Here is a 12,621-nt window from a genome sequence, read left to right as displayed (position 1 = left end):
GCTTTGGAGCCGCAGGCTCCAGCCCCTCGGGGGCTGTGCTTGCTTGGGGCGGCCCGGCGCGGCGCACGGCCCTTCCCCGGATGAACGCGATCATGTTGCCACTCCCATTAAATTCAGTTCGGTGGCTTCTCCGGCCGGCTTTTTGTTCATGACGTCCAGGAACACATCTTCCAGGTCGGCCTTGCGGATTTCAACGTCTTCCGCGACCAGCCCCGCCTCACGGATGGCCGCGAGGTATTGTTCGATTTCATTGGCGTTGTGCGCCGGGAACTGCACGATGCGCCCGGTGATACGGGCCTGCGCGGCCAGGTGCACCGGCAATTCGCTGTCGATCTTGAAGCGCAACACGTTCGACGATGCTGCCTTGAGCAGCTCGGAAGTCTGAGCCAGCGCCACCACCCGCCCCTGCTTGAGCATGGCGATGCGGCTGCACAAAGCCTCGGCTTCTTCGAGGTAGTGCGTGGTGAGCAGCACCGTGCTGCCCTGCTTGTTGAGTTTGGCGATGAACTGCCACAGCGTCTGGCGCAGTTCCACATCAACGCCGGCGGTGGGTTCGTCGAGCACGATGACCTGCGGCTTGTGCACCAGCGCCTGCGCCACCAGCACGCGGCGTTTCATGCCGCCGGAGAGCTGGCGCATGTTGGCATTGGCTTTGTCGGCCAGCCCCAGGCTGACCAGCAGTTCGTCGATCCAGTCGTCGTTGCGTTTGATGCCGAAATAGCCGGACTGGATGCGCAGCGCCTCGCGCACGGAGAAAAAGGGGTCGAACACCAGTTCCTGGGGTACGACGCCGAGCTTTCGCCTTGCATTGGCATAGTCGGTGAGCACGTCGCTGCCATGCACCAGGACCCGGCCGCTGCTGGCACGAGAAAGGCCGGCGAGTATGCTGATGAGAGAGGTTTTGCCGGCGCCGTTGGGACCGAGCAGCCCAAAAAACTCACCCAGCCGGATGTCAAAACTGACGTCGTCAAGCGCCCGGACAATGGGACCTGTTTGGCTTCGCGCAGAGGAATAGGTTTTGGAGACGGACTGAAATGAGATCGCTGGCATTAGCCCATCATTTTAAGGGCTGGCGCCGTTTTATCCCGGCAGGTACCTGAATGCCCTGGGGGCGGCCGGTGCCGCAGCGGTACGGCTCAGGCCGTGGCAGGCACCAGCTCCGCCACGCCATAAAGGCCTGCCAGCTGGCGCAAGCGGACAGGCAAGCCGGTGACCGTGAACCCCTTGCCGGCGGCCAGCGCCTCACGGCGGCATTCAAGCAGGACGGCCAGAGCGGAAGAATCAAACTCGGTGAGTGCGCTCGCATCCACCACCACCCCGCCCGGCTGGGACTGCACAGCCTGCTTCAGGCCATGAGAAAAACCGGCAGCCACCGCATGGGTCAAGGCGGAAGGGAGTGTCAGCATGGCGCGGTCGCCGCTCAGGATTTCTTGGCGCCCGCGCCGGTATTGGACTGATTGCGCTGAACCAGGGAAGCGATCAGGCCATCAACGCCCTTGGCGCTGATTTCCTGGGCGAACTGGGTGCGGTAGGTTTCCACCAGCCAGACGCCCAGCACATTGAGGTCATAGATCTTCCAGCCCGTGGCGGTTTTTTCCATGCGGTAGTCCAGCTGGATTGGGTCGCCCCGGCCCAGAACTTCGGTGCGGACGACGACTTCAGTGTCTTCCGGAGCCGCGCGCAGCGGCTTGACATTGACACTCTGGTCGCTGACCTGTGCCAGTGCGCCGGAATAGGTGCGGATCAGCAGGACCTTGAACTCGTCCTGAAGCTTCTTTTGCTGCTCAGGCGTGGCCTGGCGCCAGTTGCGGCCGACGGCAGAGGCCGTCATGCGCGTGAAGTTCACATTGGGCATGATCTTGCTGTCGACGAGCGCGAGCACCCGGGTGAGGTCACCGGCTTTTACAGCCTTGTCCGTCTTGATGTTGTCCAGCACATCGGCCGAAACGCGCTTGATCAGGGCATCGGGTGCCTCATCGGCTGCGCGAACGAACGGTGCGGACCCCATCAGGGCCAGGCTGAGGGCGGCGGTAAATAAATGGCCAAGTGTTCTACGTTTCATGATTTTCCTTCTATGACGAAGCATGCGGTTGCGGAAATTGCTGTACCTCTACGGATACGTCACTGTTGCAACCGATGGTTCGATGGTTATTCTGCGGGATGGTTTCCGGGCTGTGAATGAAGTTTTACGGCAGTCTTGTAAATATTGTTTGCAATCAACAGCCTTTTGACCCCTGTTCACACCCGGCAGGACGCTATTTGGCGGCGGAGGCTGGTGCCGCTGGGGCGGCCGATGTGCCTTCCGGCAAATCGTAACGTTCCTCTTTTTCCACCGAAGTCCCGCCTATCAGGCTACGGCGGCGCTGCAGGTAGATTTCGCGGGTGAAGCTGTATTTGTCGAGTGCGGCCTGGTCCAGGACATCACCGGCCCCGAGCACGTTGGCCCTGGCATTCACCAGGCGCAAAGTCGTCAGGGAATTGCGGGCACGGACATTGTCGATCCGGCTTACCAGGTCGCCCTGGTAATCAACCAGCGAACCTACCGAATCACGCGCGGAAGAAGGGCCCAGCAAAGGCAGCACGAGGTAGGGGCCCGAGCCCACACCCCAAACGCCGAGCGTCTGGCCAAAATCTTCCGAGTGCTTGGGAATCTTCAGATCGCTGGCAACGTCAAAAATGCCGCCCACGCCCCAGATGGTATTGGTCGTGACGCGGAAAAAACTTTCGACAGAAGCCTGGCCTTTACCCTGGAGCAGGTTGTTGACGGTGGACCACACGTCGGAAATGTTGCCGAAGAAATTGGTGACACCGGTGCGCACAGGCGCAGGCGTGATATCCCGGTACGCGGTTGCCACGGGTTTGACGACGGCGCGGTCCACACCATCATTGAAATTGAACATGGTCCGGTTGAACGGCTCCAGCGGATCGGACGGGCTCGCATTGGGGCCGGTTGCACATCCCTGGAGAAGTGCCAGTGCAAGCACTGCCGCAGCCCAGCCGGCCGGTTTTTTCATCGTGATTTCTGCTGTCATTTTTTTTCTGGCGTCCCTGATGGCGGCGCAGACCCTGATCCGGAACTGCTGTCTGCCGCCTTGCTATATAAAAACTGGCTGATCAGATTCTCAAGCACCACGGCAGACTGCGTGTTTTTGACCACGTCCCCTGCGGCAAGATTTTTCTCGTCCCCACCGGCCTCCACGCCGATGTACTGCTCGCCCAGCAATCCGCTGGTCAAAATCTTCAGCGAGCTGTCTTTCGGGAATACGTAACGGCTTTCCATGGCCAGATTGACGCTGGCCTGGTAGGACTTGTCGTCGAAAGTGATATTTTCAACCCGGCCCACTACCACGCCAGCGCTTTTGACCGCGGCTCGCGGCTTGAGGCCACCAATGTTGTCGAATTTCGCCGTCACCTTGTAGGAGGTATCGAAATTCAGGCTGAGCAGATTCGCGGACTTGAGCGCCAGAAACAGGATGGCGGCGCCGCCAATCAACACGAACAAACCCACCCACAGATCATTTTTGGAACGTTGCATCGTTTTCTTTCAGTGGCCTGGTCCGGCGTCTTCGCCATTCCGGGCTGTTTTGTCCTTGCGGGGTTCACCCAAGGCAAACACTGGGAAGCAGGATTTTCTCATGGGGGAATTAAAAATGTATGAAGACGGTTTTAAAGGCTGAACATCGAGGCGGTCAGCAGGAAATCCAGCCCCAGCACGGCCAGCGATGCAACCACCACGGTCCGCGTGGTCGCGCGCGACACGCCCTCAGGCGTCGGCTGGGCCTCGAAACCCTGGTGCAAGGCCACAAAAGTGACGGTGACGCCAAACACAAAACTCTTGATGATGCCGTTACCTACGTCGCGCCAGACATCGACACCGGACTGCATCTGGCTCCAGAAGGAGCCCGCATCAATACCAATCATGACCACGCCCACCAGCCAGCCACCCATGATGCCCACGGCGCTGAACACGGCAGCCAGCAGGGGCATGGCGATGATGCCGCCCCAGAAACGGGGCGCCAGGATGCGCCGCACCGGGTCCACCGCCATCATTTCCATGGCTGAGAGCTGTTCGCCGGCTTTCATCAGGCCGATTTCGGCCGTCAACGCCGTGCCGGCGCGGCCGGCAAACAGCAAAGCAGTGACCACAGGCCCGAGTTCGCGCACGAGGCTGAGCGCCACCAGCAAGCCCAGCGCTTCTGCCGAGCCATAGCGCTGCAGCGTGTAGTAGCCCTGCAGGCCCAGCACAAAACCGACAAACAGGCCCGACACGGCAATGATGGCCAGCGAGTAGTTGCCCAAAAAGAAAATCTGGTCGCGCACCAGGCCAAAGCGGGCCAGGGCGGGGCCGGTGAGGGCCACCAGCCGGGACATCAACCGCGCGGCGTAGCCCAGTTCGGCCAGCTGGCTGCGCACGGAAAAACCGAGGCCGGAAATCAGGGCGACAGGGCTATAGCGGCTCATGCGCGCTTCCCTGATTTGGCCGCCGGGTTGCCGAAATCGGCATCCACAGTGGGGCCCGGATAGTGGAATTTCACGGGGCCTTCGCTTTCCGCATTGACGAACTGGTGCACCAGCGGATCGGTGGAGCGACGCACCTCGTCAGGTGTGCCCTGCGCCGCAATGCCGCCATTGGCCAGGATGATGACCTTGTCGGCAATGCGGAAGGTTTCTTCCAGATCATGCGACACCACCACGCTGGTAATGCCCAGCGTATCGTTGAGCTGGCGTATGAGCTGCGCGGCGGTACCGAGCGAGATCGGATCGAGCCCCGAGAACGGTTCGTCGTACATGATGAGTTCCGGGTCCAGCACAATGGCCCGCGCCAGCGCGACCCGCCGGGCCATGCCGCCCGAAATTTCGCTGGGCAGCAGGTCCCGCGCGCCGCGCAGGCCCACCGCATTGAGTTTCATCAGCACGATATCGCGGATCAGGGCCTCACCCAATTCGGTGTGCTCGCGCAAGGGAAACGCCACATTGTCGAAAACACTCAGATCGGTGAACAACGCACCGAACTGGAACAGCATGCCCATGCGACGGCGCGCGGCGTAGAGTTCCGCCTGGGCCAGCTTGCCGACGTCCTTGCCGTCGAACAGCACAGCGCCGCTGACAGCCTTTTGCTGCCCGCCGATGAGGCGCAGGACGGTGGTTTTGCCGCCCCCCGAAGCGCCCATCAGCGCGGTAACCTTGCCGCGAGGCACGGACAGCGTGACCTTGTCCAGGATGACGCGATCACCGGCAGAGCCGGGATAGGAAAACGTCACATCCTTGAACTCAACCAATGATGATGCGGAAATGTCGGGCATTGAAGGAGAAAAGACAGGCCAGCAGGTGTGTTGGCTTGGGTAAGTAATACCGAATGATACGGGGTTTGCCCTTATACAGCCCCTGACCGGAAACCAAAAACCTTGGGCTGAGCGGCCTAAAGCAGCGCGGGCAGCCCAAAAAGGCTGCCGCTTTGTCGGGCAGATAGTGGCCGCAAGCCGCGACTATCCGGCGCAAGCAGCTATTTTTTTGATAGCACCCGGGGTTTTCGGTGTTATTTGCCAACCAGGCAGATGTGCGCAAAGCGCAACGGACCGTCACGCCAATTGGGTGATTTCTGGAGGTTTGGCACCATTTCACGCAATCCGGGCACCAGCTTGGGCCTCTCAATCGCCCCTTTTTGGCGATTTATAAACGCCGGGCGCGGCGCTTAGCGACGCAGGTCGCTGAAGCCCATCAGGAACTCGTCGACCGCGCGCGCGGCCTGGCGGGGCCTACGCACCCCAAGCACGAGCTTGGGGTTTATTTAACCGCCCCTTGGGGCGATTTGTGAAGGCCGGGCGCAGCGCTTAGCGGGGTAAGTCGCTAAAGCCCATCAGGAACTCGTCCACCGCACGCGCGGCCTGGCGGCCTACGCGCACCCCAAGCGCGAGCTTGGGGTTTAYTTAACCGCCCCTTRGGGCGATTTGCGAAGGCCGSGYGCGGCGATTAACGCGGCAAGTCGCTAAAGCCCATCAGGAACTCGTCGACCGCACGCGCGGCCTGGCGGCCTACGCGCACCCCAAGCGCGAGCTTGGGGTTTACTTAACCGCCCCTTGGGGCGATTTGCGAAGGCCGGGCGCGGCGATTAACGCGGCAAGTCGCTAAAGCCCATCAGGAACTCGTCGACCGCGCGCGCGGCCTGRCGGCCTTCGCGAATCGCCCATACCACCAGGCTCTGGCCACGGCGGATGTCGCCGGCGGCAAACACCTTGGGCACATTCGTGGCATAGCCGCCGGTGAAGTCGGTATGGGCCTTGGCATTGCCACGGTTGTCTTTTTCGATGCCGAACGCATCCAGAACCGACGCCACCGGCGAGATAAAGCCCATGGCCAGCAGCACCAGGTCGGCCTTGAGGGTTTGCTCGGAGCCTGGCACTTCCACCATCTTGCCGTCTTTCCATTCGACACGAACGGTCTTCAGGCCCGTGACTTTGCCTTTTTCGCCGATCAGTTCCTTGGTGGAGATGGCGAACTCGCGCTCGCAGCCTTCTTCGTGGCTGGAAGATGTACGCAGCTTGATCGGCCAGTAAGGCCAGGTCATGGGGCGGTTTTCTTCCTCGGGCGGCTGGGGCATCAGTTCAAACTGGGTGACGCTGACCGCGCCGTGGCGGTTGCTGGTGCCCACGCAGTCGGAACCGGTGTCGCCGCCGCCAATCACGATGACGTGCTTGCCGTCGGCGCGCAGCTGGCCTTTGACCTTGTCACCGGCGTTGATCTTGTTTTGCTGGGGCAAAAATTCCATCGCGAAATGAACGCCGTCGAGGTCGCGGCCGGGCACGGGCAGGTCGCGCGACTGCTCGGCGCCGCCCGTGAGGATCACGGCATCGAAGTCTTTTTGCAGCTGCTCGGGGGTGATGCTTTCTTTGGCCCAGTTGGTGACTTTGGAATCCTTGCCCAACGGGTCTTTGATGCTGCCCACCATCACGCCGGTGCGGAAGTTCACGCCTTCGGCCTTCATTTGCTCGACGCGGCGATCGATATGGACCTTTTCCATCTTGAAGTCAGGGATGCCGTAGCGCAGCAGGCCACCGATACGGTCGTTCTTCTCGAACAGCGTCACCTCATGGCCGGCGCGCGCCAACTGCTGCGCGGCGGCCATGCCGGCGGGACCGGAGCCGACCACGGCAACCTTCTTGCCGGTCTTGTGCTTGGGCATCACAGGCTTGACCCAGCCTTCGGACCAGGCGCGGTCGATGATGGCGTGCTCGATGGACTTGATGCCGACGGCGTCGTCATTCACGTTCAGCGTGCAGGCGGCTTCGCAGGGTGCCGGGCAGATGCGACCGGTGAACTCGGGGAAGTTGTTGGTGCTGTGCAGCGTGTCGATGGCGTTTTTCCAGTCGGCGCGAAACACCATGTCGTTGAAGTCTGGAATGATGTTGTTGACGGGGCAGCCGCTGTTGCAAAACGGCGTGCCGCAGTCCATACAGCGCGCGGCCTGCTTGTTGGCCTGCGCGTCGTCCAGCCCGATGACAAATTCCTTGTAGTTCTTCAGGCGCTCCGGCACGGGCTTGTAGCCCTCTTCGATGCGCTCGTATTCCATGAAGCCGGTGATTTTTCCCATGATGCGTCCTGTGCAATTCTTTTAAGCGTTTTAGGCCGCCAGCCCTTTAAGGATGAGCGCAAGCAGCTATAAATTTAATAGCAAACGTAAGGTGGCGTGAGAGCTTCAGCAGCCTTACTTGGCCGCCACCGCTTCCTGGTTGGTGGCGACCTGGACCCGTGTGGTTTCGGTCGCGGCTTCCAGGCGGCGTTCCTTGCGCTCAATCAGCGCCTTCTTGTATTCGTTCGGGAAGACCTTCACAAACTTCAGGCGTGACTCGCTCCAGTTGTCGAGCAACTCGCGCGCGCGCTTGCTGCCGGTCCAGCGGTTGTGGTCTTGCAAGAGGCGCTTGAGCAATTCCTCATCGCTTTGTTCGGCATGCCAGTCGGCCTTGTCATGGGTGTGCTGCTCGGCCGTGGTGACGATGCGGTCCATCGACACCATGGAAGTGTTGCAACGCGTGGCGAACAAACCATCTTCGTCATACACATAAGCCACGCCGCCGCTCATGCCGGCGGCGAAGTTGCGGCCGGTCTTGCCCAGCACCGCGACGGTGCCGCCCGTCATGTATTCGCAACCGTGGTCACCCGTGCCTTCAACAACCGCCGTGGCGCCCGAGAGCCGCACGGCAAAACGTTCACCGGCCACGCCGCTGAAGAAGGCTTCGCCGGTGGTCGCGCCGTACAGCACGGTGTTGCCGACGATGGTGTTCTTCACCGCGTCGCCGCGGAAGTCGATACTCGGGCGCACGACGATACGGCCGCCCGACAGGCCCTTGCCGGTGTAGTCGTTGGCGTCGCCGATCAGGTACATGGTGATGCCCTTGGCCAGGAAGGCGCCAAAGGACTGGCCGCCCGTGCCTTCGAGCTGGATGCGCAGCGTGTCGTCGGGCAGGCCTTGCGGATGGTGGCGTGTCAGCTCGCCCGACAGCATGGCGCCGACGGTGCGGTTGACGTTGCGCGCCACTTCGATGAATTGGACTTTTTCGCCCTTTTCAATTGCGGCTTTGGATTTTTCGATCAGACGCACGTCCAGCGCTTTTTCGAGCGCGTGGTCTTGTTCCATCACGTGCATGCGTGGCACGTCGGCCGGCACATTCGGCTGGTAGAACAGACGGGCGAAATCAAGACCGCTGGCCTTCCAGTGCTCAATGCCTTTTTGCGTGTCGAGCAGGTCGGCGCGGCCGATCAGGTCATCAAACTTGCGCACGCCGAGTTGCGCCATCAGCTGGCGTGCTTCTTCGGCGACGAAGAAGAAGTAATTGACCACATGCTCGGGCTTGCCGCTGAATTTCTGGCGCAGCACAGGGTCTTGCGTAGCCACGCCGACCGGGCAGGTGTTGAGGTGGCACTTGCGCATCATGATGCAACCCTCAACCACCAGCGGCGCGGTGGCAAAACCGAATTCGTCAGCGCCCAGCAACGCGCCGATGATGACGTCGCGGCCGGTTTTCATCTGGCCGTCAGCCTGCACGCGGATGCGGCCGCGCAGGCGGTTGAGCACCAGGGTCTGCTGCGTTTCGGCCAGGCCAATTTCCCAGGGCGAGCCGGCATGCTTGATGGACGACCAGGGCGAAGCACCCGTGCCGCCGTCGTGGCCGGCAATCACCACGTGGTCGGACTTGGCCTTGGCCACGCCCGCTGCAATGGTTCCTACGCCGACCTCACTCACCAGCTTGACGCTGATGCTGGCGCGCGGGTTCACGTTCTTCAAATCGTGGATCAGCTGGGCCAGGTCTTCGATCGAGTAGATGTCGTGGTGCGGCGGTGGCGAGATCAAACCGACACCCGGCACCGAGTAACGCAGCGAACCGATGTATTCGCTGACTTTTCCGCCGGGCAGCTGGCCACCTTCGCCGGGCTTGGCGCCCTGCGCCATCTTGATCTGGATCTGGTCGGCCGACACCAGGTATTCGGCCGTGACGCCAAATCGGCCGGACGCCACCTGCTTGATGCGCGAGCGCAGCGAGTCGCCGTCTTGCAGCGGCAAATCTACCTCAACCTGCTTAGGGCCGATCACGCTTTTCAGCGTCTCGCCCTTCTTGATCGGGATGCCTTTGAGCTCTTGCCGGTAACGGTTCGGGTCTTCACCGCCCTCGCCCGTGTTGCTCTTGCCGCCGATGCGGTTCATGGCCACAGCCAGCGTGGCATGGGCTTCGGTGCTGATGGAGCCCAGCGACATGGCGCCGGTGGCAAAGCGCTTGACGATCTCTTTGGCCGGCTCGACTTCATCAATCGGGATGGCTTTGGAAGGGTCAATCTTGAACTCGAACAGGCCGCGCAGCGTCATATGACGGCGGTTCTGGTCGTTGATCAGCTGGGCGTATTCCTTGTAGGTGTTCCAGTTGTTGGAACGCGTGGAATGCTGCAGCTTGGCAATCGCGTCGGGCGTCCACATGTGGTCTTCGCCGCGCACGCGCCAGGCGTATTCGCCGCCGGCGTCCAGCATGTTGGCCAGCACCGGGTCGTCGCTGAAGGCCGCGCGGTGCATGCGCAGCGCTTCTTCGGCGATCTCGAACACGCCCATGCCTTCAACCTGGCTGGCCGTGCCGGTGAAGAACTTGGCCACGGTGTCACGGTTCAGGCCGATGGCCTCGAACAGTTGCGCGCCGCAGTAGCTCATGTAGGTCGACACGCCCATCTTGGACATGATCTTGGACAGGCCCTTGCCGATGGCCTTGGTGTAGTTGTAGACGGCCTTGTCGGTGCTGAGGTCGCCCGGCAGTCCTTTGGACAGCTCGGCCAGCGTTTCCATGGCGAGGTAGGGGTGCACGGCTTCGGCGCCGTAGCCGGCCAGCACGGCAAAGTGGTGCACTTCGCGGGCGGAGCCGGTTTCGACCACCAGGCCGGCCGTGGTGCGCAGGCCTTCTTTCACCAGGTGCTGGTGAATGGCGGAAAGAGCCAGCAAGGCCGGAATGGCAACCTGCGTGGCGCTGATGCCGCGGTCGCTGATGATCAGGATGTTCTTGCCGTCCTTGATCGCGTCGACCGCCTCGGCGCACAGCGAAGCCAGCTTGGCCTCGACACCTTCATGGCCCCAGGCCAGCGGATAGGTGATGTCCAGGGTGTAGCTCTTGAACTTGCCCTGGGTGTGCGACTCGATATCGCGCAGCTTTTGCATGTCGGCCACGTTGAGCACCGGCTGGCTGACTTCCAGCCGCATCGGCGGATTGACCTGGTTGATGTCCAGCAGGTTGGGCTTGGGGCCGATGAACGACACCAGCGACATCACGATGGCTTCGCGGATCGGGTCGATGGGCGGGTTGGTCACCTGTGCAAACAACTGCTTGAAGTAGTTGTACAGCGGCTTGTTCTTGTTGGACAGCACGGCCAGCGGGCTGTCGTTGCCCATGGAACCGGTGGCTTCTTCGCCGTTGGCGGCCATCGGGGACATCAGGAATTTGATGTCTTCCTGCGTGTAGCCAAAGGCCTGCTGGCGATCAAGCAGGGCAAGGTTCGAAGCCGCGGGCACAGTGACCGGAGAGGTCTTGGCGGCCTTGCCGGCCACGTCGTCCAGCTTGATGCGCAGATTTTCAATCCACTGCTTGTAGGGCTTGCTGTGGGCCAGCGTGGCCTTGATTTCCTCGTCGTCGACCATGCGGCCCTGTTCGAGGTCGATCAGGAACATCTTGCCGGGCTGAAGGCGCCATTTGCGCACGATCTTGTGCTCAGGAATCGGCAGCACGCCGGATTCGGAGGCCATGATGACGAGGTCATCGTCGGTCACGCAATAGCGCGAAGGACGAAGKCCGTTGCGGTCCAGCGTGGCGCCGATCTGGCGGCCGTCGGTGAAGACGATGGAGGCCGGGCCGTCCCAGGGCTCGAGCATGGCGGCGTGGTATTCATAGAAGGCCTTGCGGCGCTCGTCCATGGTGGTGTGTTGCTCCCAGGGCTCGGGGATCATCATCATCACGGCCTGGCTGATGGGATAGCCGGCCATGGTCAGCAACTCGAGGCAGTTGTCGAAGGTCGCGGTGTCGGACTGGCTGGCAAAGCTGATCGGATAGAGCTTTTGCAGGTCGGCGCCGAGCACTGGCGAGGACATCACGCCTTCACGCGCCTTCATCCAGTTGTAGTTGCCCTTGACGGTGTTGATCTCGCCGTTGTGGGCCACATAGCGGTAGGGATGGGCCAGTGGCCACTCGGGGAAGGTGTTGGTGGAAAAGCGCTGATGCACCAGGCCAAGCGCCGAGACGCAACGTGGGTCGGTCAGGTCGCGGTAGTAGGTGCCCACTTGATCGGCCAGCAGCAGGCCTTTGTAGACCACCGTGCGGCTGGACATGCTGGGCACGTAATATTCTTTGCTGTGCGTCAGGCGCAGGTTCTGGATGGCGGCGCTGGCGGTTTTGCGGATCACGTACAGCTTGCGCTCCAGCGCGTCCTGCACGATCACATCGTTGCCGCGACCGATGAAGATCTGGCGCAGGATGGGCTCTTTTTCGCGCACGGTGGGCGACATGGGCATGTCGCGGTTGACCGGCACGTCGCGCCAGCCCAGCAGCACCTGGCCCTCAGCCTTGACGGCGCGCTCCAGCGCCTGCTCGCACGCCAGGCGGGATGCGTGCTCTTTGGGCAGAAACACCATGCCGACGCCGTACTCACCGGGCGGCGGCAGCTGCACGCCCTGGCTGGCCATTTCTTCGCGATACAGCGCGTCGGGCAGCTGAATCAAAATGCCGGCGCCGTCACCCATCAATTTGTCAGCGCCCACTGCACCCCGATGGTCGAGATTTTCGAGGATTTTCAGGCCTTGCTGGACGATGGCGTGGCTTTTGTGCCCTTTGATGTGCGCCACGAAGCCGACGCCGCAGGCGTCATGTTCGTTTGCACCGGAGTACAAACCGTTTTCTTCAAAATGTTTGATTTCAGCAGCCGTGGTCATGGCAATTCCTCGTCAGTTGGGGATGACGGCGGTGCCGCGCGGCCTTAGAAAAGGCATGGCAACGCTTCCATCCGCAAGGTTCATAATTTTTCGCAGGGAATGGGAGCATATTGCATTGCAACAACAATGCCAAGCGGTTTAAATGGGGTCAGATTCCAATTAAATGTCGATTA

General features: G+C 61.4%; 9 protein-coding genes. All 9 read right to left on the bottom strand.

The features are described 5' to 3' along the window. Positions 1 to 90: 90 nt before the first annotated feature. The gene (locus AC1DY9_RS06140; protein ID WP_477666053.1) at positions 91 to 1,050 is read right to left on the bottom strand and encodes an ABC transporter ATP-binding protein; all 960 of its coding nucleotides are present in this window, start codon (positions 1,048 to 1,050) and stop codon (positions 91 to 93) included. Between the two features lie 86 nt (positions 1,051 to 1,136). Next, the gene (locus tag AC1DY9_RS06135) at positions 1,137 to 1,406 is read right to left on the bottom strand and encodes an STAS domain-containing protein (protein ID WP_477666052.1); all 270 of its coding nucleotides are present in this window, start codon (positions 1,404 to 1,406) and stop codon (positions 1,137 to 1,139) included. 14 nt (positions 1,407 to 1,420) lie between these two features. After that, positions 1,421 to 2,062, bottom strand: coding sequence for an MlaC/ttg2D family ABC transporter substrate-binding protein (locus tag AC1DY9_RS06130; protein WP_457279719.1), 642 nt, complete (start codon positions 2,060 to 2,062; stop codon positions 1,421 to 1,423). A gap of 193 nt (positions 2,063 to 2,255) precedes the next feature. Next, positions 2,256 to 3,032, bottom strand: a complete 777-nt coding sequence (locus tag AC1DY9_RS06125) for an MlaA family lipoprotein (RefSeq protein ID WP_457279720.1) — start codon at positions 3,030 to 3,032, stop codon at positions 2,256 to 2,258. Beyond that, positions 3,029 to 3,535, bottom strand: coding sequence for an outer membrane lipid asymmetry maintenance protein MlaD (gene mlaD, locus AC1DY9_RS06120; RefSeq protein ID WP_457279721.1), 507 nt, complete (start codon positions 3,533 to 3,535; stop codon positions 3,029 to 3,031). The genes AC1DY9_RS06125 and mlaD overlap by 4 nt, the downstream gene beginning before the upstream one ends. A 131-nt stretch (positions 3,536 to 3,666) precedes the next feature. Then, a complete protein-coding gene (gene mlaE / locus AC1DY9_RS06115; protein WP_457279722.1) occupies positions 3,667 to 4,461 on the bottom strand; it encodes a lipid asymmetry maintenance ABC transporter permease subunit MlaE in 795 nt (264 codons plus the stop codon). Beyond that, the gene (locus AC1DY9_RS06110) at positions 4,458 to 5,303 is read right to left on the bottom strand and encodes an ABC transporter ATP-binding protein (RefSeq protein ID WP_457279723.1); all 846 of its coding nucleotides are present in this window, start codon (positions 5,301 to 5,303) and stop codon (positions 4,458 to 4,460) included. The genes mlaE and AC1DY9_RS06110 overlap by 4 nt, the downstream gene beginning before the upstream one ends. A gap of 806 nt (positions 5,304 to 6,109) precedes the next feature. Continuing rightward, complete coding sequence (locus AC1DY9_RS06105; protein ID WP_477666051.1) at positions 6,110 to 7,588, bottom strand: glutamate synthase subunit beta; 1,479 nt, start codon at positions 7,586 to 7,588, stop codon at positions 6,110 to 6,112. Between the two features lie 114 nt (positions 7,589 to 7,702). Then, on the bottom strand, positions 7,703 to 12,448 hold the full coding sequence (locus AC1DY9_RS06100; RefSeq protein WP_457279725.1) for a glutamate synthase-related protein: 4,746 nt from the start codon (positions 12,446 to 12,448) through the stop codon (positions 7,703 to 7,705). Between the last annotated feature and the right edge of the window lie 173 nt (positions 12,449 to 12,621).

Source organism: Polaromonas sp. P1_F6, from assembly GCF_056405695.1.
The sequence above is the reverse complement of the archived record's forward strand: the minus strand, read 5'-3'. Positions and strand labels throughout refer to the sequence as shown.

Coding starts and splice junctions, on each gene's coding strand:
- AC1DY9_RS06140 (WP_477666053.1), bottom strand. CDS start 1,050: ATGCCAGCGATCTCATTTCAGTCCGTCTCCAAAACCTATTCCTCTGCG.
- AC1DY9_RS06135 (WP_477666052.1), bottom strand. CDS start 1,406: ATGCTGACACTCCCTTCCGCCTTGACCCATGCGGTGGCTGCCGGTTTT.
- AC1DY9_RS06130 (WP_457279719.1), bottom strand. CDS start 2,062: ATGAAACGTAGAACACTTGGCCATTTATTTACCGCCGCCCTCAGCCTG.
- AC1DY9_RS06125 (WP_457279720.1), bottom strand. CDS start 3,032: ATGACAGCAGAAATCACGATGAAAAAACCGGCCGGCTGGGCTGCGGCA.
- mlaD (WP_457279721.1), bottom strand. CDS start 3,535: ATGCAACGTTCCAAAAATGATCTGTGGGTGGGTTTGTTCGTGTTGATT.
- mlaE (WP_457279722.1), bottom strand. CDS start 4,461: ATGAGCCGCTATAGCCCTGTCGCCCTGATTTCCGGCCTCGGTTTTTCC.
- AC1DY9_RS06110 (WP_457279723.1), bottom strand. CDS start 5,303: ATGCCCGACATTTCCGCATCATCATTGGTTGAGTTCAAGGATGTGACG.